The following is a 25,956-nucleotide window of genomic DNA, read 5'->3' as shown; positions in this document are numbered from 1 at the left end:
CAGGGTACATTAGCGATTTTTAGTTTGAAAACGTGGAATATGGATACGGGTCAGGAATGTCCGGTTATCCATATCTGTATCATAAACCACAAAACCACCTATATTCTCTGAAATTTCCTGAACAATTCTCAATCCGAACCCATGGCCATACTTTTCTTGTTTCGTTGTTATAAACATACCATTTTGTATAATAATTTGACCATTAAAAGAATTAATTATTTCCAGAGTAACCCATTGTTGATCAATACAAGTGGTGATTTCGATGAAGCGTTCCGAGATAGGAATTTTCTCACACGCTTCCACCGCATTATTCGTGATATTGGAAAAAATGCGAATCGCATCAACAAGTGCCAATTCTGTGTCCCTTGGCGTAAAAACATTAAAAGAGAAGCGAATTTCTTTTTCTGAGCACATATTTGCCAAATCCTGCAGCATCGCATCAAGCACAACGTTTTCAGAATATTGTTTGTGGATCTTTACTTTTTTTTGCATATCCTCATAAATGTTGTCCAACAGCAGAATTGCCTTTTCGTTGTCATTAGATTTAATTAACGATTTGACGGTCCCCATCATATATTTATAGTCATGCCTGAACGTTCTAAAACTTTCTGTATATTTCTGATACGATTTATAATGCTGTAATTGCCGTTCAAATTGTTCTTCAAGAGCTTTGGTCCTCCACTGATATTCCTGAAGTTCTGTACCTCTTATAGAGTGATAGATTGCAAAAACAAGCATAAAAAGAGTCAATGTGCAGGCACCTAATGCGATTCCCATGTACCAATTGATGTTTGGTGTGTGATCTCGACCTGAATTAATAACAACTAAATTAATGATAGCTGCTATCTCATATGTGATTACTGTTTTAAGCTGACTACCATGTTTCAAAAACTGTCTAATCTTATGATCCGGAAGAATCGTTTTCCGAAGGACTCTGAGAAACAGGAGGGAAGCCGGAAGGGTAAAAAGAGTAATAATATAATAAGCCTTGACATTATATATAAAATTTTGATGGCTGTAGATAAGTGAGATGATTGAGGTAAAAATCCCACGAAAGCAATATGCGATAATAGCACAGGTACAACCACCATAAAAGGATTGACTCCAATTCATTCCGGTGGAAATGCGAAGTCCCAAAATTAAAATGATTATGACGGCAGGGAAATTAAACAAAAGTAAATTCCAGGTATTTAAACAAATATAGGACGCTGCAATAAGGACTAAAGTCAATAATATATACGGAATTCCTTTTCCCTTCACTGGGAATAAAGATTGATAGTACACGATAAACACCAAATAGAACATCAAAACTATTATAATTGCAAAATAAAAAACTATCATCCCCACTCCTTACTGCGGAAGGATTCAGAACCGTAAACTTGAAACCGCGCAATATAATCTGAAAACGCTCTTTTTAAAGTTTGTATATAAGTACCACCCACAGGCACAACCTCCCCGGTCTTTAGCCGTAGGCTCTGATGGCCAAACATTGCAATATAGGGCAAATGCACAAGAAACGAGCGGTGTGAACGAACAAAGTCATTTTTGCGGAGGCGTTGCTCCAAATGCTCTATACTGTCATAAAATTTTGCTATTTTGCCATTGTCATAATGAATAGTAATAAGTCTTTGCCAGATTTCAAAATAGGAGATTTGATCAATTGGTATCACTCCGGTCTCGCCGTCAAATTCAAAGGTAAACAGTTCTTTGGTTCTAATAGAGGCTAATTTTACAGCTTTAAGAAAAACAAGTTCGAATTTTTCATAACTTGTATTGTCTTTTAGCAGATATTGTACTGCATTTACATCAAATGCCTCATATACATAGTCCTCAAAGCTGGTTAAGAAAATGATTTGAGCTTTACAGCCATAGTCACGTAATTTCTGAGCAGTCTCCATTCCATTTGTCTCATTCATAATAATATCCAGATATAGAATATCAATCTGGTCGATAGTATCAGAGTAATGAAAAAGCAAAGACTCTCCGCTTTCAAAACAGGAAATCACGATCTCTAACTGGTTCTTTTTAGCAATTTCAGAAATAAGTTCTGCGTACTCCTTATTGGAATGACGATTATCATCGCATAGGACAATCTTTAACATGTTTTTACGTACACCTCCAGACAAGCTGCCAAGTTTGTATCTTCCAAATGAATTTCTCAAATATTGGTTGATTAGGGGAATGCTTATTTTGATATATATCCATTGATTACCTCCGATTTCCTTATTTGTAAAGTTGATACAATATCATATAATAAAATTCTGGATTATCTATAGTGATGACTCTAATTGACCTTTTTATGTATTAGATTTTTAACATTCCAATCTTTCAGAAGGAATTTTACATTTTTATGGTAATATTTAACCTGTATATCAGCGTTTTTTTTATTATAAAGCAAATAAGGTATCCGTATATATTAACCGCAATATAGAGACTGCTGTTAAAAAGGTCTTGGAATATATCGCAACAATGTTCTGCGCGGAACGTGCCTACGTTTTTCAGTTTTATGGCAAATACTATTCTAATACTGCGGAATGGTGTAAAGAAGGTATCATGCCGGAGATTGATAATCTGCAGAATATTCCCATCGGTGATGATCAGGTATGGCTGGATGAACTGCAGACACACAAAAAACTTGTTATCAATGATGTTGAAGAGCTAAAGGACACTTTTCCCACGGGTTATGATCTGCTCATTCACCAGGGGATACGGAATATTGTATGGGTTCCTTTGATTAAAAATGGGGAGGTATATGGGTCGCTTGGATTAGATAATCAGGATCTGGAGATGGCGGAGGTAGCGGTTCCATTTTTGCAGACTATCCAGTATTTTCTTTCTCTTTCCATGCAGCGAAATGAAAATGAAAATGAAAAGATGCTGTTTGAGTTAAGCCAGATCGACCGGCTGACTTCATTTTACAATAGAAACCGTTTTATACAGGATGTATCTGAATTAAAAGAGAGCAGAGGTTCTGTAGGCGTGGTCTATTTAGATATTAATGGGCTGAAAGAGATTAATGATTCCTTTGGTCATGACGCGGGAGATAAACTGATTAAGGGATGCGCTGGTGTTATGAAAAACAGCACTGCCTCAAAACGCCTCTACCGAATCGGCGGTGATGAGTTTGTAATCATCTATACGGACATTACGGAAGAATTCTTTTAAGTTGCAAAATAGCTGAGAAATCAGTTATGGAGCATCGGCTCCTTTTTTTCCGGGAAGCTTTGCAAATCAGCAGAGATGGCCGATAATCCCGTCTTTATCAGGGGAAAGGATTTGGAACAGGTGTTGAAGGAGGCCGATGGAGAATTAACTGCATATTTGAAGGTGGTGCGGACGCCTGCTATAAAACAACTTCCTTTGTTTTACAGATTTCGGGATATGCTTATTTCACAGGGTGTATATCTCTCGGCAATGCTTGATTATGCGAAAAGCGGTGCGGGCAGCCGCGGGTCGGCTTTGTATACTGATGCAGCCGGAAAGAAACCGGATGTTAGATTACCTGATTTATACAAGTGCGGGATTGATGGAGATGCGCACGTCGGAATTGTGCAGGACCAAGGCTGTTAGAGGAATATGGTATCCCTTTAAAAAAATACAGACCTCAATTTCTGAGCGTCTGTATTTTTTGAGTTATAAAAGTAAATGGTTATGGTGACATACGGATTTGCCGTATTTTTATAAGAATACTATTTCTTTTCCTCTTCAATAATCCGCTTAATGAAATCCACGGACCCATCAATTCCATAGCTGGCACTGTTGATGCAGAGATCATAATTACCGGCGTTGCCCCACTTGCGGCCAGTGTAAAACTGATAGTAATGCATATGAAGGCGGTCGAGATGCTTCAGCAGGCGGCGGGCCTGTTTCACATTTAAGCTGCTGTTAACCTCCATCGTACGCTGCAGACGCTTTTCAAATGGTGCTGTAATGAAAATACTGATATGTGGAATTCCGTTATTTGTCAGAATCACATCGGCACAACGTCCCATGACGATAAAATCTTCTTTCTTAGCCATGTCACACAACAGATCGCTCTGATTGAAAAATACCGCATCCCGTTTCGACAGGCCGTGGTAACGGCTAAATTCCCGAATACGCTGCTTTAATGTCAGTCTTCTGGGCTGTGCGAACGCCATATGCTGTTGTTCCGTCCGTTTTGAGAAACTGTCACGGTCCAGCACACGGTCTTTTTCCGCATCCAGGCGCTTAAGTACCGCACTGAATATTTCGGCGTCATAGTAGTCAATTTTTAATGCATCAGCGAGAGCGAAGCCGATTTCACTTCCACCGCATCCATAGGTTCTTCCAATACAGATAATCAGATGATCACCTTTGGAAAAACGGTTCTTTAGATTCAAAGTATTCAAACCGGCTGTACGCGGATCGAGAATATCACCGCTGGCAAAGCTGGTGGGCAGGCTCATGACTTCTTTGAGAATTTTATTGTACTCCGTCATGACCAGCTTGCGTTCTTCCTTATCCTGGATGGTGCGGGCCATGTTGCCGATCAGAGCCAGCTCACTTCGCACCATATGGCCGTTCGGGCGTGTCATCATGAGCCGGACCATTTCTTCCACACACGCCTCCCGATCCCGGTTAAAGACTCGTCCAAGGGAGGAACCGAGCTGACTGTACACCTCTGCATCAAGATCATAGATGTGCTCCGCCAGTTCACGGAGACTTTCTTCATTATATTCCATTTTATAATTCCCCCTTATAACAGAAATAGCAGAGTATCCAGGATGAATACCGGTACCAGGATGGACAGTGACCAGAGAAGATATCCAAAGAAAGATGGCATGCGGATACCATTCTCATCAGCAATGGATTTGACCATGAAGTTCGGCGCATTTCCAATATAGGTGTTGGCTCCCATGAATACAGCGCCCGCGGATATGGCGATCAGCATTTCAATGGGAACGATCCCCAGCGTGGTTACCATGCCGTTCTGTGCTCCCAGAGCACCCGCTGTTGTCAGGAATACCAGGTAGGTAGGCGTATTATCTAAGAAGCTGGACAGCATACCCGTACTCCAGAACATCTCGAACGGCTGCGTAATGCCTAATTCACCGCCTTTGGCCTTCAAAATCATGAGAGCCGGCTGCATGGTGATAAAAATACCGATAAACAGCACGGCAACTTCTTTGATTGCACCCCAGGTAAAGTGGTTCTGCCTGCGGATTTCGGAGTTGGTGGTACGGAAGGAGAGAAACGCCGCTGCAAGGATGATTACGATCTCAATCAGAGACGGAATCGTCAGTTTTACATTTTTATAAACAGGAATTCCCAGCACATTTCCCGACGCGTCCTGGAACACTGACAGTCCCGGCAGCACACCACTTAGGATAACAGCTGCCACAATCATAATTATGAAAAATAGATTATGAAGTCCTTTGATCCTGACCTGGGTACCGGGTTTTGTGATATCTGGTTTCAGACCTTCTGCAATATCTTTGCGGTATGCCCTGCGATCAATCCAGTAAAAGATAAACAGCAGCAAAACCACATTAAACAGCATCAGTCCAATTAAGTGCAGACTCCAGAAAAAGGGAACTCCCCTCATAAATCCCATCAGCAGCGGCGGGTCGCCGATCGGCGTTAAGCAGCCACCGATATTAGAGATAAGGAAAATAAAAAATATCATAATGTGGCATTTACGTGATCGCCAGGAATTCATTTTAATCACAGGGCGTACCATGAGCATACTGGCTCCGGTGGTTCCAATCCAGCTGGAGAGCAGAGTGCCGATCAGAAGCAGTCCAACGTTGACCCGTGGTGAGCCCGCTAAATCCCCTTCCATAGTAATGTTGCCTGACACACAGAACAGGCCGAAGAGCAGCACAATAAATGTCAGATAATCATCCACTATGCACTCCATCACCGTTTGCACGGCTTCTCCCGTACCATAGGCAACAGCGAACGGTACGATAAAGAGCAGGGACCAGAACACCACGGCCAGCGGCTGATGTTCTTCCCACCATACCGGTTTTACTAACGGGAGGATGGCGATACACAGCAAAAGCCCCGCAAAGGGAATACACAGCCAGAGCGGAACCGCTCCGTGTGAACCCGCCGAGGAGCCATCCGCGGCCAGAACTGGAAGTGCATTCATGACCATCATCATCCCGAGGCTTCCCCAAAATGCAATAAATTTTTTCAAGTTGTTGACCTCCTAAGTATCTTTCATACTTTCTACCATTTTCATTTGTTTTCCCAATCGTTTATTATAGCAACATTGTAATAGAAATGCAAATGATGTTGTAAGAAAATTATAAAACCTGAAATATGGCTGGCGCATAGTAGCCTTGTCATGGTTTCCTCTTAGGTTAAGTCAGATAAAATGGAACGATTTCATACTTGTAGTTTTTGTAAATTGTAATCGTATGCTATAGGTTCCGCTTAAATACGGCAGCGGGCACCGACAACTGACAAATTCTGACAGGCTGCCTGTTGTAGGAACGTGGCAGGTTCCCAGAATCTGTCCGGTAGAATTATCATATAAGAAGACCTCGGCTCCTCCTGAGGGGGTGGAGAAAGAACCTTCAAAGTACGATGCATTCTGTAAAAAAAGATTTTCATATATGGCATAGCTGTTAAAGTCATGAGCAAGCAAAAATTCTTTGTAGTCAATCATATCTGTTAGAAATTCAATATTATGGTACTGAATGAGAGCGAGGGCATTCACATCAGGATTCATACATTTTTCCTGTTCTGGGACCTGAACCTGTACCGTGGATGTTAATACAATATTTTTGCTGGATTGTCCTACTTCAATTGTATAATATCCGGACTGTATAACCATGCGTTTTAAATAAGGATGAAAATAGGACAGGTCATTCAGCGGGATCTGGAGCATAGTCTCCAGTTCCTGCCCAGCTTTAAGATTTACCCGTTTAAATGCTTTCAACTGTTTCAGCGGCTGCCGAAAACCAGAATCAGGTGTCTTGATGTAAATTTGTACGACCTCATCGCCGGAATATACCCCGTCATTTTTCAGAGTTACGTGAATGTTCAAAGCATTCTTTTCCTGGGAAATATGAAGTGTGCGATAGGAAAAGTGAGTATAACTCAGTCCATGGCCGAAAGGATATAGAACATCATCCTCATGATAAAGGTAAGTCATTTTATTCTGAGATATATCGTAGTCCATAATATCAGGCAGGGGAGTAGCATAATGATACCACGTTCCAGGACATCTTCCAGCAGGGTTATATCTTCCCAGAATTACGTCGGAGGCAGCTTTCCCCTGGAAAGGTCCCATGTGGGTGGAATACAATACGGCGTCAACCAGTTTTTCTTCACGATCGATTGCATACGGATAACTGCTGACCAGATATAGCAGAGTCTTAGGATTGGCCTGAGCAGCGGCGGCCAGCATTTTTGACTGTGAGGAAGGAAGCAGTAGGGTACTGCGGTCTTCTTCTTCACGGGCTACTAACATCGGGTGGCTTCCAAGAGCAGCAATAACATGTGACACTTTGGAAGCTAAATTTGATATTCTGTCACAGCCTTTAGATAATACCTCTATTTCAAACAGGCCATTATTATGGGGAACTGGAGAATCGATACAGACGACCCGGTTGTCATCATCAACAGCCAGGGCCTGATTGTTATAAGTAAAAATTCGGGAGTGGGCCCCATAGTTCTGTATTTTAAATTTTTCTTTGACCAGCCAGCCGTAAACACGTTCTGATGAACATGATATCGCGGCACTGATAGGAGATTGCTGGTTCGAGGCTAAGTACTTATGCGTTTTTGCAGACCGCAGAGTGCAGATATTATTATCCCAATCCATAAACTCAAATGCTGCGGATTTGTTAGGCTGTTCAGATGAAGCACTTAAGTTCCCGTTCTTATCAATACATAGATATTTACCATTTTGGACAGAACGGATAGCAATTAGATCAAAGCCTTCATCTGTTAAAACTTTTTCATGGCCGAGAATGTTCTGAAAGCTGTCTGCCAGGGAAATGGTATTTTCTGACTGTCCGCAGTACCAGCAAGCATGAATGTCATTGCTGTTTGGCCCGATAATAGCTACAGTTTTTATGCTTTCCATCTTCCACGGAAGAAAATTTTCATTTTTAAGAAGAATTATGGATTCTTTGGCTGCTTGTTCTGCTAATTGTTTGTGTTCCCAGCAGTTAAGCCTGTCTTCTGGAATTTGGTTATATTCAATATTTTCCGGAGGATCAAATTCTCCAGTTAAAAATCGTGGTAAAAATACAGAGAATATTGCATTATCTAACTGCTGTTCGGTAATTAAGCCATTATCATAGGCTTTTTTTGCGGCTTTAGAGACCATGGCGTCGCTTTCTAACATCAAATCGGCGCCTTTTCCTAAAATACTGCTTAGCGATTCACTGTGTGTTTTAAATATTCTATGTTCAGAAACGTTTTGATTAAAATCTCCTCCATCACTTATTGCAAAAATCAGTCCCCATTGTTCCTTGCATAAATCATGTACTTCCGGATTATTTATACATGGCATTCCATTCACGCTATTATATGCAGTCATTATACCGAGGGCACGTCCTTTTTGAATAATATGTTGAAATGGCTTTAGATAATATTCATGTTTTAAACGCAGCGTAATGTTAGAACTTGCAGTTCTTCGATGTGTTTCACAATTATTTGCATAAAAATGTTTTAGTACAGGTACTGTCTTCCAGAGCAGCGGATAATTACCACTCAAACCATCAACGTAGGAAGCTGCTATCTGAGAAGCCAGACATGGATCTTCTCCGTAACCTTCTTCATTCCTTCCCCATCTGGGATCACGTTCTAAATCCACAGTAGGTCCATAGACAAAAAGAGAGGTATCGGATTTGCCCTGTCGTTGGCATATACGTACTTCATCAGATACCATTTCTCCTAACTGATGCATCAGGTTAATATCAAAAGTGGCAGCAAGACCATAGGGTTGAGGCAGAACTGTACTGAAATTATCTGCCTGACGCATTAGAAGTCCTCTCGCAATTTCGGCTCCTATAAAACACTCCTGGATACCCAGACGTGGAATTGCCGGTAGCGTGGTGGTTAACATGTGGAATTTTTCTTCCAGAGTCAAATAAGAAATAAGATTTATGACGCGGTCCTCTGTTGGCAGCGCTGTGTTTCTAAATGGAAGATCCTGCATATAAAATAACTCCTTTCATAGGGATAAAATAATGTGGAAGCGCTTTTATTTTAGCATAATAAAAAAATATGTCAATATAAAATAAAAATTAGATTTTTGACTTTATTTTTTGAGATTTTATATTATAATAGAATTAGAACAGATAAAAAAGAAAATATATCCGAATAATATGAAAAAAAATTCATAAAAATGTGGAAAGGAAATGATATTATGAAGAAAACAATCAACGATGTAGCAGAAAAAGCAGGAGTTTCTCCTTCTACTGTATCCAGAGTTTTGAACCAGTCGGGCTATGTTAGCAAAAAAACAGTAAAGAAGGTTATGGACGCTGTGAAGGAACTGGGATATTCGCCAAGTGCAATTGCAGTTAGTCTTTCCAAATCTAAGACAAATATAATTGGTTTTGTAGTTCCGGATATATGTGAATCTTTTTTTAGTGAAATTTTTTATCGTGGGGATCAGCTGGCACAAAAGAAAGGATACAGAATGATTTTGTGCAATTCTGATTACAGCGTGGAAAAAGAGGCGGAGGCAATACGAGATCTTCTATCATACAAAGTGTGTGGGGTTATTGTGATACCCGTAACGGGGAAGGGGAAAGGAAATCGTGATTTATTTAATCAGATAAGCCAGTCGGGCACGCCGGTTGTTTGTGTTGACAGAGAACTTCCTGGTGTGGAGTGTGACGGTGTTTATATTGACAATCTATATGCCAGCTATGAGATTGTATCAGATTTACTGGAGCGCGGATACAGAGATATAGCCTTACTGAATTATAAACATGATTATAATCGGGAGTTAAGATACGAAAGTGCAGTAAAAGCTATGAAAGAATATGGTATCGAACCAAAAGAAGGACGTTTTATTTATTTAAATAATAAAAAAGAAGGTGTGGGAGTGATTGCGGAATTGATTCGTGGCAGCAATCCTCCGGAGGCAATACTGTCGTTTTCTCCGGATCTTTTTACTGCAAGTTCATACGCTGTCTTTCTGTGTGGGAAAAGGGTTCCGGAAGATATTATGCTGGCCGGATATGACATGTTGAATGTTTCAAAAGAGTACGGTTATGAAATAAAATGGGCACCAGAGCCTTCGGATATGGGAATGGTTGCGGCACGTATGCTGCTGGAACGTATAGAGCAGGAAGAAGAACTTCCATACCAGCGGGTTATCTTGCAGTCACACATGAAGATTATAGGGGAGGCCAGTGTGCAAGATAAAAGGCATTCTGTAAAATAGCAGGATGTCTTTTTAAAAGGAAATGTGGAAACGCTTTTATAAAAGCAGTAGAAAATAATGGAAAAAAAGTAAAAGTGCATAATAAAATATAAGAAAAATATACAAATCAAATAATAATTATTAGCTATATTGACTTTATAATATAAAAACATTATAATAAAACCGATTCCACAAAAAAGATTAATTCGTAAGGAAAGAAAGGGGTTTTGTAATGAAAAAAGTAGTAACAGTATTAATGACAATGGGAATTTGTTTTATGACACTAGTGGCTTGTGGCGCTAAGACAGAAGTGAGGAATTCCAACAGCGAAATTTCACAAAAGGAAGGAAAACAAACAGAAATTAAATATTATGGATGGTATGATGAACAGGTATATATGAATGATATTATTGAGGCATTTGAAAAGAAAAACCCGGATATTAAAGTAAAAGCAACATATGTAGATAATGCAGGCTATTCCGATAAGATGGTAGCAATGTTGATGGGGGGATCTGATGTAGATGTATTTGGTACAAGCACATTAAAAGAATACATTAAATATCGTGATGCAGGAAATTTGTTGGATATCTCGGATCTGATTGGGGAGAAAAAGATAAATCTTGAACCATATGGTGACAGTTTTCAGATAACGGCAAAGGATAAAAAATATTATGCGCTCCCCTATCGCAATATGTGTTTTTCACTTTATTATAATAAAAAAATATTTGATCAGGAGAAGATTCCGTATCCTGAGAATATCACATGGGAAGAGTATGCAGAGCTTGCCAGGAAGATGACATACCAAAGAGAAGACGGCACGATGTTATGGGGGGGATTTTTAATTGACTGGATCGGTGAACCAATTGGGACAGTACAGAATGGCTCCAGTATCCTTGATCAGGATACAACAGAGCTAAAAAGCTGGTTGGAATTTATGGGACGCTTATATAATGTGGATAAATCACATATGAGCTACGAAGAAATGAAGAGCAGTTCTGTTGATGGTTTGAAATTATTTTTGAATGGAGATGTGGCAATGCTTCCTAATGGAGAATGGACCATAGGAAATGCTGAGAAGGAATTAAAATCGAATCCAGATTTGGCAGATAAATTTGAGCTTGGCATAGCTTATATGCCTGTGCCGGAAGGTGTTGAGGAAGCAGTAACAGTTGGAGGTCCTGCCTGTTTCAGTATGATTAATGTTAAGAGCCAAAAGCAGGAAGCTGCATTTAAATTTGTAAATTTTCTAACTGGGAAAGAAGGGGCAGAGATATTGGTAAAAGCAAAAATGATGCCTTCATATACAGATGACGATATTGTTGAATTATATCAATCGATCATCCAGGTACCAGGCGCAGAGACAATGATGACAGTAAAAAAAAGGTATGAGGCAGAACCAGTATATGAATTCGCTGATGTGGATACTATTTGGCGGGAAGAGAAGGAGTTATATCTTATTGGAGAACAGAGTCTGGAAGAATCAATGAAAAATTTCATAGCCAGAAGAAAAGAAATATTCCACTAAATAATATGGTGGTTCTTAATGAAGTATTGAAACTGGTAAGAGGGGGATTAAAAGATTGAAAAATATCAAAACTTCAGTCAGAAGTATTTCGAAAAAAATAACACTGCATGAAAATCTGGTGGGATGGGGATTTGTAATGCCGGCATTTTGTGGGTTTCTGGTCTTCTTTTTAGCGCCAATCGTTTTAGGAATGTTTTTTAGTTTTACAGATGCTTCGGGGCTTTCGATTCAAACTGCAAGTTTTACTGGCTTATCAAATTATAAAAAAATGTTTTCAGACAAATATATAATAACCTCTCTTAAAAACAATTTTTTATATGCAGCCTTATTTACTCCTCTTACTTTGGTTGCGGCATTGTTTTTTGCAACAATTTTAAATCGGGTGACCTATGGGAGAAAGTTTTTTCGAATGTCATTTTTTTTACCATATATAACTTCAATGGTATCTGTAGCAGTGGTTTGGAAATTGATTTTCAATCCTGTAAATGGTCCTGTTAACACTATGCTGACTTCTATGGGGATTAATAATGTACCAAAGTGGCTATTATCCTCTGACTGGGCTTTGTTCACCATTGTAATTATTTCCGTTTGGAAATATTTTGGATATTATATGCTGATACTTTTAGCGGGGATACAAATGATCCCGGAAGATCTATATGAGGCAGCCAGTATTGATGGAGCAAATGGATTATATAAATATGTGAGGATCACACTTCCAATGTTGTCACCTACTATTTTCTTATGTGTAATTATGCTGATAATTAATTCTTTTCAGGTTTTTGATCTTGTTAATATATTAACTGAAGGAGGACCTGGTATGGCCACAAACGTACTGGTATATCGCATTTATATAGAAGGATTTTCACATGCAAATATAGGTTATGCATCGGCAATCTCATATTTTCTGTTCCTGATTATTCTGGTAATTACCTTAATTCAGTTCTTTGCCCAAAAATATTGGGTGCATTATTAGGGGGGCAGATATGAGTAAAGATATCAGAGTCAGAAATAAAATGATAAGGAACATTTTGTTTTATATAACGGTGTGTCTGCTTGTACTTTTGACAGTCTTTCCTTTTTTGTGGATGGTATCAACCTCTTTAAAATATGATACGCAGGTATTTACAAATCCTATTCAGTGGATTCCCAAGCCGGTTAACTGGAATAATTATATCAGAGTGTGGGAAGAAGTGCCATTTTTGTTATTTTATAGAAATACGGCTGTTGTCTCGGTATTTGGCACAGCACTGCAGGTATTCTGCTGTTCTCTGGCGGCATATGCGTTTTCAAAATTAAGATTTACAGGCAAGAACGTGCTTTTTGGGCTTTTTCTTGCTACGATGATGGTTCCATGGCACACAATTATGCTTCCGCAGTATGTCATCATGGGTAAACTCAAAATGTTGGATAAACTGAGCACTTTAATCATGATGCAGGCTTTCAGTGCCTTTGGTATTTTTCTTATGAGACAGTTTTTTATGGGAATACCAGATGAACTCAGAGAAGCGGCGAAGGTTGACGGTGCAGGGGAATGGATCATTTTTATCCAGATCATCATGCCGCAGGCAAAAGCTGGTATGGCTGCTTTAACAATCTTTACTTTTGTTGGACAATGGAATGATTACATTTCTCCGTTGATTTATCTGAACTCTCCTGAAAAATACACAATCCAGCTTGGCTTAAAGATGTTTGCAGGTGCTTATACAATGGAATATGCGCTGACAATGGCTGGGACACTCTGCGCAATGATACCTATTTTTGTGGTATATTTGTTCTTTGAAAAGCAGATCACACAGGGGATTGCATTTGCGGGTTTGAAGGGGTAAGTAATGTAATAATATCTTTCAGGGGCTTGTTGTCTATTATAGAAATTAAGGATGGCTTAAGAAGCTGACTGGGTAAATGCAGATACTGTAACCGAATGAAAAAAAGCCAGCCGGAGGTTCCTAAAGAAGAACCGCGGGCTGGCTAAGCTACGTAGCATGATGGAAATATAAAAGATTCAGAACCCTATCAAATATCAGTCCAGTTCCTTGTCATTTGTCAGAATCGTTTGCTCAAACTCATCGGCAGGCATCGGTTTCGCAAAGTAATACCCCTGTCCGATATCGCAGCAGATGGATTTTAAAAATTCCAGCTGGGCCTCATTTTCAATACCTTCCGCAACCGTGATGATGGAGAGTGCCTTGGCGAGATGAATTATGCTCTCGATCACAACCTTTCCGCGATCTGAGGTAGACTGCTCGGATAGAAAATCCTTATCCAGCTTTAACTCCGTAATATCTAAGTCTTTTAACGTATTGAGAGAGGAGTATCCGCTTCCAAAGTCATCCATTGATATGGAAAATCCAATTTTATGGAGCTTATTGATTACCATCTTAACCTGAGCCAAATTACTCATAGCCACACTTTCGGTTACTTCAAGAATAATCAGGGAGGGATCAATATGATACCGGTCAACTATTTCATGGAATTTGTCGAGGTATTCTTCATCGTAGAAAAATACTCTGGACTGGTTTACCGAGATTGGGCTGATCTTATAACCCTGCCGGATCCAATGGGAGACTCTCCGGCAGGCCTCCTCCAGCATATACATGTCGAGCTCTGTGATAAATCCATTTTCTTCAAACACTGGTATAAATTCATCCGGATAATGAATCATGCCGTCTTTCGTATACCAGCGCACAAGGGCTTCAGCGCTGTGCAGCGATCCGTCGTTCAGATAGTACTTGGGCTGCAGATACATGTGAAATTCATCGTTTGCCAGCGCCGCATGCATCTGACTCTCAATCTCCACTTTTTTGCGCGCTTTCTCATGAAGCTCCTCATTATAAAAAGCGATGGGGTTGGAGGTGTTGCCGTTAACGCTGTTTAATGCAAGCAGGGCTCCGTTGACAGCGGTGTCGGGAGAAGTGTTATTTTTATACTGTAGATTATCCGCCCGGATTATATTAATTCCAAAATTACAGTTAATGCGGTAATCCTGGTTGGGACTTACGGTATAGTTGTTTATTTCCTGACTGATTTTTTGTATTCGGGCAATGAGTTTCTCTTTGTTTTCGTAGTAAATCAGCATGCCAAAGTGATCGGCGCTGTCCCGGTAGAACCGTTCTCCATCCCTGACTGTATCCTGCAGAACCCTGGCAATATGCTGCAGAAGAAGGTTTCCTTTCGAAAAACCAAAAAATTCATTAACAAACTTAAATCCACTAACATTCATCAGTACCATGGCATAATCTGCCGGTTCTAAAAGCAAGGCGGGGAGATCCGTGATAAAACGGTTCCGGTTATCGGCGCCGGTCAGAATATCTTTATATGCAAATGCCTGCAGCGTGTGGTGTTCCTTCTTCAGCAGATTATAAATGTATAGAAACAGGATACCGAATAAAAAGAAAATGCAAATCATCACGCCCAAAAATACGGTAAACAGCGTGTGGAAATTATGGTTCAAAAATGATTGAGGCACCAGGCAGAATAGATTCCAGTCGTTGATACCGATGGGAATAAAGGTTACCCAGTAATCTTCCCCCATATAACGGAAGGAGGCGAAAGAGCCGCTGCCATTTCCCATACTGGCAAGTATGGATTCGCGGATGCTGTCTGCGATCTCCCCATCGTCGAAGAGATTCTTTAACTGCTTCTTAATGACTGCATGGCTGGACCGGATAATAAAATTACCTTCCTGGTCCACAATATGTACAAAGGCGGCACCGTCGAAAACTTCCTGGCTTATAATGGCGGAAAGGTTGGTAGTAAGACGAGTTGCTGTGATTGCGCCAATGATACATCCGTTATGGGTGATGGGGACGCCGTAGCAGACGACGGAATTTCCTGAAAAACGGTCCTCCATGACCTCAGACACGACGCATTCACCGGTTAATGCCTTCTGAATAAAAGCTTCTTCACTGACATCTTCGTTGAAATGCTTCACACCGTCAGTATCGATAAAATATCCAATCCGGTCGGGAGAGATGAATCCCATACGGATAAAGTCGTTGCGTCTGCTTTCTTCTTCCAGACGGGAAAGGGTGAAATTCAAATCAATGGTATCATTATACCCTGCAAATACAGCCAGGGCACTTAAGGTCTGCAAATCTCCGTCGATCTGTGCCGTAATAATATTTTTATACTGTGAAACGATCTCTTCCATATACTTCTGCGCCTCTTTTTCCTGGGCGCCTTTGATGCTCGAATAGATAATGCCGCCTATAAGGAGCAGAACTGCGCTGATGAAGGAAACCAGAATAACAGAAACAGTAATATGTTTTTTCACACCTCTGTCTTCCATCGTAATCTCCCTTCCGCTAACGATTGAATTTATAAATATTATACATGATTCAAACGGTTAATTCAATTGTTAACAGGGGGAGGAGTGAAAGAAACGATTAAGGGTTACAGTTCACTCCCCACCAGGAGCACCGCAGTCCGGTTTGGCCGGGCAGGCTTGCTCAGTCTTTCCTGTTCCGGTTTCGGGCATAAGAAGTTCTAAACGTGCAGAATTTTTCTAAAAACCAGGGGAAATTCCCAAACTCGCTGCACTCAAACAAGTGGGAATTTCCCCTGAACGAAAAATTTTGCGCGCTAAGAACTTCTAATACCCTGCAAAGTCACAGGAAAGACTGAGCAAGCCTGCCCGGCCAAACCGGACTGCGGTGCTCCTGGTGGGGAGTGAACTGTAACGATTAAGGTATTAACTGGTAAAAAAAGTTAGCTTAAAACGTAAAAAAATCTGAAGATATAATTGACAAATAAAAAGCAAGGCCTTATGATTGTTCTTATTTAAATACAAAAAATGGAAATATTATCCTTTTTCAGTGATAAATCACAGAGAAGGAACGTGGTATTTGAGTATCCGTTTACAGCGGATATTTGAATGCCTTTTTTTGTATTTGGATAAACTAAAAGAAATAACGTTTACTAATCGGAGGACATCATGAGAAAAATAGAAAATAAAAAAAGGAAGATCGTTACAGAAGAGAGTATCAGCAGCTACTGCGTCTGGCTGGCCAGCTGCGAAAAAAGTGAAGGGACAGTACAAAAATATCTGTATTATCTGCAGCAGTTCAGGAACTATACGAGAGGAAGAAACGTGGACAGGGGAATTGTCCTGATGTGGAAGAAATATCTGAGAGGCCAATTCGCACCGGTCACTGTAAACGGAGCGCTGTCTGCGATTAACGGCTATTTCAGATTTTACCATTGGGAGGACTGTTCGGTCAGATTCTTAAAGCTCGGCAGCAGTCCGTTCTGTCAGGAGAGCCGGGAGTTGTCAAAGGAGGAGTATCAGAGACTTGTGGAAGCCGCGATGAGTAAGGGAAATGAAAGGCTTTCGCTGCTGCTTCAGACCATCTGCTCCAGCGGAATCCGTATCTCTGAACTTGCCTATGTGACCGTGGAGGCAGCGCGTATAGGAAGGGCGGAGGTAGACTGCAAGGGAAGGGTGCGCACCGTTCTTCTGACGAGACAGCTCTGTACCATGCTGCTTGAGTACGCAATGCGCAGAGGAATTATGCAGGGAGCAATTTTTATCACCAGAACAGGAAATACACTGGACCGCAGCAATGTCTGGAGGGAAATGAAAGCCCTTGGTGCTGAGGCGGGAGTCGAAAAAGACAAAATATTCCCTCATAATTTAAGACATCTTTTCGCAAAAACATACTATGAGGCCGAAAAAGATTTGGCAAAGCTGGCTGATATTCTGGGACACAGGGATGTGAATACGACACGGATTTATACGAAAGAAAGCGGAAGCCGCCACCGGATGCAGCTGGAAAAGCTGGGACTGTTGGTGACAACGTACAACCGAATATCTCTTTTGTTGTAAAAATAAATTGAATCAGATATGAATTTAGTTTGATTATACTACATAAATTTTTTTAAATCTATATATTTCTTCCTTTTTTTCTATTTTTCGACACAAAAAGCAGACCGAACAAAAAAATAAATTCGATCTGCTTAAAAACCATGCATTTTTCCCAGAACATTTCATGCATTTTCTGCAAGTATCCCATTCTGAACTGGTTTTTCTCCTCTTTTTACAACAAAAGAGATATTCGGTTGTAAAAGGGAGGATTAACGATGAGAGGAATCCGTGAACCATGTCTGCTGTTTTTCCTTTCTCTCTGTCTTACCGCTTTCTGGAGCTTGCCGGCCTGTGGAATGGATATACAGCCACAGCTCCAGGGGGCGGATCAGGAGAAACGAGGCAGATACGCCGAGGAAATGACCGAAAGAAATTCGGAGTATGAGGTCTGTGGAGAAAAACTGTTAATATTGATCGAAAACAGTGAAGATCTGTCTGAATGGAAGGATACGGGAGTCGTATTTCATACAGTGGAGGACGCTTTATCTTTTGGCCGTTATTTTTACCGCTACATCTATCTCGGAAAAGAGAAGATTTGGCTGGCGGCAGGGACCCGTGGGGAGAATGCGGTAATTTATGTACAGTGCGGCAATCCTGCCCAGGCTGCAGCTCAGCACAGACAGACGGAAGCAAGGCTGCTGGAAATTGCCGCGTCAGGCGCCGGAATGAATGAGTCGGAGAAAGCCTCATTTTTTTACGAGTGGATCTACAGCAATGTGGAATATGACACGGAACAAAACCGGAAAACCGTATATGATGCTGTCATCGAGGGGCGTTCCGTATGCTGGGGCTATGTCTCAGCTTACCTGACACTGTGCAGAATGTCAGGGATGATCTGCGAACCGGTCTATGGCGGGAACCACGCGTGGAACCGGGTTTGGATTGATGGGGGGTGGAAATATTGCGATATCACATGGGACAGAGAACTGGGCGAACGCCGGTGGAAGCTTATGCCAGAAGAAGAAATGGAGGCAGATCCCACGCACAGCGGACTTTCGTGAGAACTGACAGATCAGGGCGCAGAGCAGCTTCACCAAAGTGCTGCAGAATGACTGAGTTCCGGAGAGCGGAAAAGCGGCGGCAGATTCGGAGAAAAATGATCCGTTTTCTGACTGTGGCCGGTTTTACGGTGATTGTGGCAGCAAGGGCTTACTCTTTTGTTTCGGAAGGGGCCTCCGGCCGGGATTACATTGACGTACCGCCGCTTACAGATGTTCTGGAGAGCGCAGAAGCACCCGGCGTTTTAGAGGAAACAGCGGGAAATACAGTGGGTCCCGGCGTTCTGGATAAAACAGCGGAGAGCACAGTACCTGTGGAAATGCCTGGAGAAGGTGCGGTGAATAAAAACGCCCTGCAGACAGAAATCAGCGAATCAACATATTTAGGAGAGTTTGAAGTGACTGGTTACTGCGGCTGCGATCTCTGCTGTGGAAAAAAAGAGATTAAACTGACAAAAATGGAGACGGTTCCTAAACCTGGACATACGGTCGCGGCAGATCCCGAAGTTATTACCCTCGGAAGCAGTATTGTGATCAACGGAGTGACTTACCAGGTGGAAGATGTGGGACAGGCGATCAAGGGAAACAGTATTGATATTTTTTTTGCAACTCATGAAGAAGCCATCGAATTTGGGCGGCAGAAGATGTCTGTATATTTAAAACAGTCCCTGTAAAAGGGTTTACATAAATAACTAATTGGATTGGAAGGAAAACGGGATGAGAAAGAGGAAATTTACATTTACAGCGGCCGTGTTTGTATTATCGGCCTTACTCCTGTCAGAGACTCAGATGAAAACCGCGTATGCGGTGGAAGGCTGGACCAGTGACAGCGGGGAATGGATGTATCTGGATAAGAGCGACCAGCCGGTGACCAATGTATGGAAACAGTCAAAGGATGCCTGGTTTTATCTGGATTCAGATGGAAAAATGGTGAGAGACAGCTTCATTGAACTGGGAAATGGACTGTACTATGCTGATAAGGACGGAAGACGGGTGCAGAACAGCTGGATCTGGTCGGAAGGCCGGGAGCAGGAGGGCTATGCCGATGGCTGGTACTATTTCGGCGACAATGGAAAAGCGTATCGGAGGACCAGCGGTTTTAAGCGGGTGATTGACGGAAAGACATACGTTTTTGATGAAAAGGGAAAGATGCTTACCGGCTGGCTCACTGAGACGGGAGAGCCGCTGACAGAAGATGATAACCCGCTGGTTGACGGTCTTTACTATGCGGGAGAGGATGGTGCGCTCTTATGCAATGTCTGGATGGATTATAGCTCCACGACACTGGGAGGAGCGGATGACCTGGACAGCAGCGTCACCGGACGGAATTACAGCGAGTATCAGGAGATATGGCTGTATTTCGATGATAACTTCAAGAAACTGAAAAGCAGTGGTGACAGGATCAGGCAGAAGACCATCGGCGGCAATACCTACGGCTTTGACGAATACGGAATCATGCTTCCGTGGTGGAGCCAGGTGGCCAGCGTCAGCAATGCGGACAGAAGTAATCCTACCAGCTCAGAGTCAGCGAAATACTTTGCAGGCTACGACGGCGGACGGCTGTTAAAGAATGCGTGGTTCTGGATGTGCCCGTCAGAAAATCTGGATGAGCAGGATTACAGCGATGGGGAGTACAGCTGGTGGCATACGGACCAGGATGGAGAGGTGTACCGGAACCGGATCAGAAAGGTCTATGACAGGTACTATGCGTTTGACGGATTGGGAAGAATGCGGACAGGCTTCGTGCTGTTTGACGGGAAAGACACCTTTGTAGCCCAGTATGATACCGACAGCTGGACAGCGGAAAATTTTATTAACGGTGATCTCTATGGCCTGGAGAAGGCAGACTTATACTTATTTTCTCCGGATGAACTCAACGATGGCTCCATGCAGACCGGTGCAGAGGTGAAGGTGGAGCTGGAAGACGGGGTCTATACATTTGGTTTTGGAAGCAACGGTATCGCCTACGGCAACCGGAACCAGCTTCGGAAAACGAAGAATTCCTTCTATATCAATGGACTGAGGCTGGAAGCGGATCAGGAATACGGTTATGGCGTAGTTCAGGAGAATGAGGATACTTACCGGGTTGTAGGCACCAATGGAAAGATTATGACGGGAGATAAGAAAGTCATAAAAGACAGAGAAGGCGGCTGGTTGATTCTTTTAAACAACAGATTTGCGGCCAGAGTCGAGGATGATGATAAACCGAGATGGTACAACGGAGATGAGGGTCCAGGCTTTTATCATTACGATGGCAGCAGCCGGGAGGACAAATATTCCGGCGGTCTGATCGTAAATTACGATTCAGAAGCGGTTCTGGATCATCTGCCTGATGAGGAACGGCTGAATTTTGAATAGAAAGAGGTTTTAGGACAATGGACAGATTTCGAAAAAGTAATTCCGTGGCAGGAGGATTGAATCTGCGGCGGATCATAAAAAAAGGAACTGCATCTCTGCTTGCCCTTGCCCTCGCAATACTGCCGCCTGTGCCTGGCCTGACCGTGACTGCCATGGCGGCGGGAACGGAACTCCAGCCGGCGCAGGGAATGAAAAGCAATGGGGGCGGACTGACGACCGCTTATAAGTGGAATCAGGGCAACACGGGATACTTTGACATTGAGGGCATCGAAAACGCCGCATTGATTGGCGCAGAAAATCCATATACGGGAGACCGGTCATCCTCGGTTATAACGACTTACAGCCATCGGGGGTATGAAACAGTCATACAGAAGCAGAATGGAACCGGGGGAAGAAAAAATCTGGCGATATCAACCAATGGCGGTGTGCAGGCGTTTGACGATCTGGGAGTCGAGGTGCAGATGAAGGTATATCCCAGTCTGGATCAGAAATGGATCCTGGTCGATTATATTGTGTATAACAAGACGAATGCAGATAATCCGGTTCAGATTGCCAGCGGTACTGATGTACAGGTTGGAGGAAGAAGCGGCGGCGGTGCCAGCGATCCGGCGGATGCGTCAACTCTCACTGCAAACAGCCGCGGATTTCATATGGTAAATGAGCAGACACAGCAGACTTTTGACTGTATTTATAATGATGACAGTCTGGGGCTGACAGAACCGACTACAAAATGGGTTGGCCAATACAGTGAAAGGTCTAATTATTACTTTACGGACGGACCTCACAGTGTTAAAAACAAGGATTCCGGTCTTACCTATTCCTGGACCATTCCACTTCGTCCGTACGAGACGGCGGTCAGAAGGGTAGCATTCGGAGCAAAAGGTCCGTCTTACTACGTATCGGCAGCTTATGGAAATGACGGCAATGTCGGGGCATATGACACACCTCTTAAGACGCTGGGAGCAGCCATTAATAAGATTGGCAGCAATGTCGGTTATATCTACCTGCAGGATTATGGCGAGTTGACTTCTACCATTACCGTTCCTTCCGGTGCCAATATCACATTTATGAGCTCGGATTACAGCCGTTCGGGAACTCCAATCGATGATATTATAACAGTCAGCAGAAGCGCAGGGCTGGTATCGGGACCGATGTTCCGTACAAGTGGAGGGACCATGCGTTTCAGTAATCTGGTGCTGGATGGAAATCTGGCCCAGGCTTCAGGCAACACGTCTCCCATCCTTTCTGCTGACAGTGGAACGATTGGTATTATGAGCGGAGCCACCCTGCAGAATAACCGGGTCAATGCAAACGGGCTGGGAAGTGCGGTCCAGGTATCGGGAAGTGCGAATCTGGAGATGAACTACGGAACAGTTACCGGCAATGTGTCCAGTGACAGAGGCGCGGTTAATTTTGACAGCACAGGGAAGTTTACGATACAGAACCGCATTTCGATAGAAGGCAACACACTCATAAGCGGTGAAAAAGCAAATGTGTATCTGGCCGCAGGTAAATATATTACGGTTGCGGGAGACCTGGATACCTCAGCGATTGGCATTACGACTGCACAGCTGCCGGATGCCTCGGCAGGCGGAAACTCAACGCAGGCCTCCCAGGAGGTGAGGGTAGCCGTGCCTCAGACGGGAAGTGCGGTTGATATCTCGCCGAGTCCGTTTGTGGATAACTTTACCGCCGACCGGGCGGGAAGCGGAGGAACCGGACTGTATGTTACCTCCGGTACGGCCGGTCTTACCGGAGCCGAGGCAAACCATGACAGAAATACAGTACTGAAGAAAAATGGGTACCAGATTACATTTTTTGTCAAAGATATCAATACAGGAGGCGGAATCACGGGAGCGCCTGCGATCCCGGCGGCAACGTATGGCTCGGGAGAAAGCGTGAATCTGGCTGTGCCGCCTGAAGTGACCGGCTATGAGCTGGCGGGTGTTACCATTGAACAGGGAACGCCGCCTCTGCTTCAGGCACAGCTTAATCCGGGCAGTGATTATGGAAAAGTAACGGGAACCATGCCGAACCAGGATGTGACGATCGATTATGAATACAGAAAAGTAGATTCCAGCATTCAGTTTGAAGCAAACGGGGGAACTCCGCAGCCGCCTTCCCTGACAGGAATGGCCGGCAACAGCATCAATGCGCTGATGCCAAGCGTCAGCCGGTACGGTTACATTTTCCGGGGCTGGAGTACCGTCAATGACTGGGACAATCCTGACTTTATCACCGGGCTTCCAGCCGTATACCCGGAAACTCCGGTTACCTATTATGCGGTCTTTGAACCGGACCCGAACGTAAAGTTCAATTATACGGTAGAATACTCCAATCAGAGCGGCGATATCATATTCCAGACCGGTACAGCAGAAAACGCGTACAGTGTGGAAGCGGCAATCCAGGCCCAGAAAAAAGAGATCCATGGCTATACGTGGAGTCTTGCGGATTCGGGAACCACGCCGACCGAGTATAACTACAGCGGAACCAGCCTGCCGATCGGCCAGTTTAACGGCTCAACCGGGACCTTCACAGGAACCATGCCGGGCCAGGACGCCACAGTGCGGTACCGCTACACGGTGGATTACGGCAATACGGCGGCTCAGTCCCTGCTTACGGTACGCCATGAGACGGCGGGTGGCACTGTGGTTTCCGATGCGCAGACCTCAGGCCACTATCCGGAAGAAAGTGTCACGGCCCAGCCGGTGACGAAATACGGATATGAGTGTGTGGACGTGCGTATCGACGCGGGAAATGAGGCAGACGATACGGATGGCCATCTGGTCAGCGGCCTTCAGGGAGATTTTGACGACAACCGGGTGTTCCATGGAGTGATGCCAAACCAGCCGGTGACGATTACATACCTCTATGAGCCGACAGAAGAGGGATATCCCCTGACCGTGGAATATCTGGATAACGGGACTTCGGATGAAAGGCTTACCCATATCCGGGAGCCGCTGGTGCATCTGCATCAGGCGGAGGAAGCGGTGGGGCTGGCCTGTGCGCAGGGAGCAGTCACCTATGAGCAGCCATACGGCTATCAGCTGGCTGCAAAATCCATCAGTCCGTCAACCACGTTAATCAGCTGGAACGGGAACGACTTTACGGGAACCATGCCCAATGACAGTGAGACAGTGGCCTACCGGCACAGCCGTGTGCCTGCGCTGTGGGCAGATATCACATATCTTGCAGGCGCCCATGGAAGCCTGATGGCAGAGGAGGGAATGTCCCCGGATGTCCAGTCCCAGGGAGATGGGAGCTTTAAAACCAGCGCCCTGATTGACGATGGAACGGAACAGGGAGCAGAAGGCGGATATACGCTGGGCGGAATGAAGGAAAGACGCCTGATGCCGGGAACCAGCGCAGATACGTACTACCGGTTCGGAGGCTGGTTTGTGGACGGCAATCACAACGGAATTCTGGACAACGGGGAGACCCTTCTGGAAGAAGGAGACCGTTTCACCGGGACAGAAGTCCTGACGGCATACTTTGAGGAAGACCCGTCGAAATGGGTGGATATCCATTTTGAAGCGGGAGAGCATGGAAGCATACGTACAGGAGAGGCACTGAGTCTCCACACGACCTATGATAAAAAGTGGAGTGACATCACGGGAAGCCTGCCGCAGTATGTGCCGGAGGTGAATTACTTAACAGACCGGTGGTATGCAGGGCAGACGCCTGTAACGGGAGAGACGGGTCTTATAAACGGCCAGGTATACACAATCCGGTTCCGGCCGGACCCGGATATATTCGGAACAGATGTGGCACAGCCGGAGACGCTGGCCGGATTAAATACCTGGGGAAAAGGCCGGATCACGGTATTTAACACGACGCCGGGATACCAGTATATCCTGACAGACCCATCCGGAAAGATTCTGGAGGTGATCCGGGGAAATGAACTGACAGAGCGGGCAGTCTTTGACAATCTCTATCCGGGAGCGGACTACAAGGTATATGAAGCAGACGGCACGGCACAGATACAGCCGGATGGACAGATTGGAGATGTATCAGATCCACTCAGCGCACCGGCGGAAGTGCTGACACCAGTACTGGAGACAAATTACCAGATTATCTACGATGAGACGGAAGAAGGAAAGACTGTTCTGATCATAAAACCGGCAGATCCGGATTCGGAATACGCGGTGCTGGACAAGAACGGCCAGGTGGTGGAAATACCGGCTGCCGGAAACGGCGGCTTTAAGAAACCAGCCGGAAATCCTGCATATTTAACGTTTGCCGGACTGGACTATAACTGTGAGTACACGGTAGTGGCCCGGCCGCTTGGAAAGACGGATATCACGGCAGAGAGCCTGATTGACAAAGGAAGTGTGATTACCACAGACCCGGGCGGAGAGCTGGAACTGACAAACTATATTGTAGAGACGCAAAACGGTGAGATAAAACAGGTGGGCGGAGAAAGCGTCGGATCAGGACGATATGAAGAAGCCCATAAGGGAGACCGGGTGCAGATCACGGCGGATGCAGTGAACGGAGCCGGAGAAGCCTTCTCCCACTGGGAGACAACGATCGGTACAGCCGGAGATCTGGGAGATAAGACCACAAGAAGGGAAGCCAGCTTTACCATGCCGGATGCCAACGTGGTGCTGACTGCGGTCTATGAGAGGTCAAAAGCTTCTCCGAGCAACGCGGCCGTGGTGGATGAGGTAAGGGGCGGAAGCCGGAAGGAGACAGCCCTGGACCCCAATGAAATCCCAAGACTGGAGGAGGAACTGACGACAGAAGCGGATGAAGAGCTGATGGATGTCAACCACGCCGATGTCACCTATAAGGTGGTATACCGGAAGAACGCGGTGAAGGCGTCGGAATCCAATGCCGTAAAAGCCTCCGG

General features: G+C 44.0%; 17 protein-coding genes. 11 read left to right on the top strand and 6 right to left on the bottom strand.

Annotated features, from left to right (window positions below):
- Positions 1–9: 9 nt before the first annotated feature.
- Both DFR60_RS22450 and DFR60_RS22445 read right to left on the bottom strand, forming a co-directional pair.
- The gene (locus tag DFR60_RS22450; RefSeq protein ID WP_110324890.1) at positions 10–1,341 is read right to left on the bottom strand and encodes a sensor histidine kinase; all 1,332 of its coding nucleotides are present in this window, start codon (positions 1,339–1,341) and stop codon (positions 10–12) included.
- Complete coding sequence (locus DFR60_RS22445) at positions 1,338–2,102, bottom strand: LytR/AlgR family response regulator transcription factor (protein ID WP_110324889.1); 765 nt, start codon at positions 2,100–2,102, stop codon at positions 1,338–1,340. Before DFR60_RS22445 ends, DFR60_RS22450 begins: the two co-directional genes overlap by 4 nt.
- Positions 2,103–2,415: 313 nt before the next feature.
- Here DFR60_RS22445 and DFR60_RS22440 point away from each other — a divergent pair, with 313 nt between their 5' ends.
- A complete protein-coding gene (locus DFR60_RS22440; protein WP_341457994.1) occupies positions 2,416–3,165 on the top strand; it encodes a sensor domain-containing diguanylate cyclase in 750 nt (249 codons plus the stop codon).
- A gap of 111 nt (positions 3,166–3,276) precedes the next feature.
- Positions 3,277–3,570 (top strand): hypothetical protein, encoded by a 294-nt coding sequence (locus DFR60_RS22435; protein WP_146218623.1) that lies wholly within the window; start codon positions 3,277–3,279, stop codon positions 3,568–3,570.
- Between the two features lie 119 nt (positions 3,571–3,689).
- Here the strand turns inward: DFR60_RS22435 and DFR60_RS22430 are convergent, their stop codons facing one another.
- The 3 genes from DFR60_RS22430 to DFR60_RS22420 form a co-directional block, all read right to left on the bottom strand.
- Positions 3,690–4,703 (bottom strand): cytidylate kinase-like family protein, encoded by a 1,014-nt coding sequence (locus tag DFR60_RS22430; protein WP_110324887.1) that lies wholly within the window; start codon positions 4,701–4,703, stop codon positions 3,690–3,692.
- Positions 4,704–4,717: 14 nt separating this feature from the next.
- Positions 4,718–6,163, bottom strand: a complete 1,446-nt coding sequence (locus tag DFR60_RS22425) for a sodium:proton antiporter (protein ID WP_341457990.1) — start codon at positions 6,161–6,163, stop codon at positions 4,718–4,720.
- Positions 6,164–6,334: 171 nt separating this feature from the next.
- Positions 6,335–9,142: a glycoside hydrolase family 3 C-terminal domain-containing protein gene (locus tag DFR60_RS22420; RefSeq protein ID WP_110324886.1), complete on the bottom strand. Its 2,808-nt coding sequence runs from the start codon at positions 9,140–9,142 to the stop codon at positions 6,335–6,337.
- A gap of 210 nt (positions 9,143–9,352) precedes the next feature.
- On the opposite strand from DFR60_RS22420, the gene DFR60_RS22415 reads away from it, so the two are divergent.
- The 4 genes from DFR60_RS22415 to DFR60_RS22400 all read left to right on the top strand — a co-directional run bounded on the left by DFR60_RS22415 (position 9,353) and on the right by DFR60_RS22400 (position 13,711).
- On the top strand, positions 9,353–10,381 hold the full coding sequence (locus DFR60_RS22415) for a LacI family DNA-binding transcriptional regulator (RefSeq protein WP_167437688.1): 1,029 nt from the start codon (positions 9,353–9,355) through the stop codon (positions 10,379–10,381).
- Positions 10,382–10,592: 211 nt separating this feature from the next.
- Positions 10,593–11,885, top strand: a complete 1,293-nt coding sequence (locus DFR60_RS22410; protein WP_110324884.1) for an ABC transporter substrate-binding protein — start codon at positions 10,593–10,595, stop codon at positions 11,883–11,885.
- A gap of 55 nt (positions 11,886–11,940) precedes the next feature.
- Complete coding sequence (locus DFR60_RS22405) at positions 11,941–12,858, top strand: carbohydrate ABC transporter permease (RefSeq protein WP_243005152.1); 918 nt, start codon at positions 11,941–11,943, stop codon at positions 12,856–12,858.
- Positions 12,859–12,868: 10 nt separating this feature from the next.
- A complete protein-coding gene (locus tag DFR60_RS22400; protein ID WP_110324883.1) occupies positions 12,869–13,711 on the top strand; it encodes a carbohydrate ABC transporter permease in 843 nt (280 codons plus the stop codon).
- Positions 13,712–13,905: 194 nt separating this feature from the next.
- On the opposite strand, the gene DFR60_RS22395 is transcribed toward DFR60_RS22400, so the two are convergent.
- Positions 13,906–16,173: a bifunctional diguanylate cyclase/phosphodiesterase gene (locus DFR60_RS22395; RefSeq protein WP_110324882.1), complete on the bottom strand. Its 2,268-nt coding sequence runs from the start codon at positions 16,171–16,173 to the stop codon at positions 13,906–13,908.
- A 645-nt stretch (positions 16,174–16,818) separates the two neighbouring features.
- Here DFR60_RS22395 and DFR60_RS22390 point away from each other — a divergent pair.
- The 5 genes from DFR60_RS22390 to DFR60_RS22370 all read left to right on the top strand — a co-directional run.
- Positions 16,819–17,709 (top strand): tyrosine-type recombinase/integrase, encoded by an 891-nt coding sequence (locus DFR60_RS22390; RefSeq protein ID WP_110324881.1) that lies wholly within the window; start codon positions 16,819–16,821, stop codon positions 17,707–17,709.
- Positions 17,710–17,963: 254 nt separating this feature from the next.
- On the top strand, positions 17,964–18,749 hold the full coding sequence (locus DFR60_RS22385) for a transglutaminase domain-containing protein (RefSeq protein WP_110324880.1): 786 nt from the start codon (positions 17,964–17,966) through the stop codon (positions 18,747–18,749).
- Between the two features lie 95 nt (positions 18,750–18,844).
- A complete protein-coding gene (locus DFR60_RS22380) occupies positions 18,845–19,420 on the top strand; it encodes a 3D domain-containing protein (protein ID WP_243005151.1) in 576 nt (191 codons plus the stop codon).
- Positions 19,421–19,463: 43 nt separating this feature from the next.
- A complete protein-coding gene (locus DFR60_RS22375; protein ID WP_110324878.1) occupies positions 19,464–21,104 on the top strand; it encodes a cell surface protein in 1,641 nt (546 codons plus the stop codon).
- A gap of 17 nt (positions 21,105–21,121) precedes the next feature.
- Positions 21,122–25,956, top strand: a 4,835-nt coding sequence (locus tag DFR60_RS22370; protein WP_110324877.1) for an InlB B-repeat-containing protein, incomplete at its 3' end; no start/stop codon positions are given.

The sequence above is a fragment of the Hungatella effluvii genome, assembly GCF_003201875.1.
GTDB classification, from domain to species: Bacteria; Bacillota; Clostridia; order Lachnospirales; family Lachnospiraceae; genus Hungatella; species Hungatella effluvii.
This window is presented reverse-complemented; position numbering and strand designations above follow the sequence as displayed.

What these genes read in the sequence shown, in the direction of transcription:
- DFR60_RS22445 (WP_110324889.1), bottom strand. Translation starts at nt 2,102, where the DNA reads ATGTTAAAGATTGTCCTATGCGATGATAATCGTCATTCCAATAAGGAG.
- DFR60_RS22390 (WP_110324881.1), top strand. Translation starts at nt 16,819, where the DNA reads ATGAGAAAAATAGAAAATAAAAAAAGGAAGATCGTTACAGAAGAGAGT.
- DFR60_RS22410 (WP_110324884.1), top strand. Translation starts at nt 10,593, where the DNA reads ATGAAAAAAGTAGTAACAGTATTAATGACAATGGGAATTTGTTTTATG.
- DFR60_RS22415 (WP_167437688.1), top strand. Translation starts at nt 9,353, where the DNA reads ATGAAGAAAACAATCAACGATGTAGCAGAAAAAGCAGGAGTTTCTCCT.
- DFR60_RS22385 (WP_110324880.1), top strand. Translation starts at nt 17,964, where the DNA reads ATGAGAGGAATCCGTGAACCATGTCTGCTGTTTTTCCTTTCTCTCTGT.
- DFR60_RS22450 (WP_110324890.1), bottom strand. Translation starts at nt 1,341, where the DNA reads ATGATAGTTTTTTATTTTGCAATTATAATAGTTTTGATGTTCTATTTG.
- DFR60_RS22420 (WP_110324886.1), bottom strand. Translation starts at nt 9,142, where the DNA reads ATGCAGGATCTTCCATTTAGAAACACAGCGCTGCCAACAGAGGACCGC.
- DFR60_RS22395 (WP_110324882.1), bottom strand. Translation starts at nt 16,173, where the DNA reads ATGGAAGACAGAGGTGTGAAAAAACATATTACTGTTTCTGTTATTCTG.
- DFR60_RS22380 (WP_243005151.1), top strand. Translation starts at nt 18,845, where the DNA reads ATGATCCGTTTTCTGACTGTGGCCGGTTTTACGGTGATTGTGGCAGCA.
- DFR60_RS22430 (WP_110324887.1), bottom strand. Translation starts at nt 4,703, where the DNA reads ATGGAATATAATGAAGAAAGTCTCCGTGAACTGGCGGAGCACATCTAT.
- DFR60_RS22400 (WP_110324883.1), top strand. Translation starts at nt 12,869, where the DNA reads ATGAGTAAAGATATCAGAGTCAGAAATAAAATGATAAGGAACATTTTG.
- DFR60_RS22375 (WP_110324878.1), top strand. Translation starts at nt 19,464, where the DNA reads ATGAGAAAGAGGAAATTTACATTTACAGCGGCCGTGTTTGTATTATCG.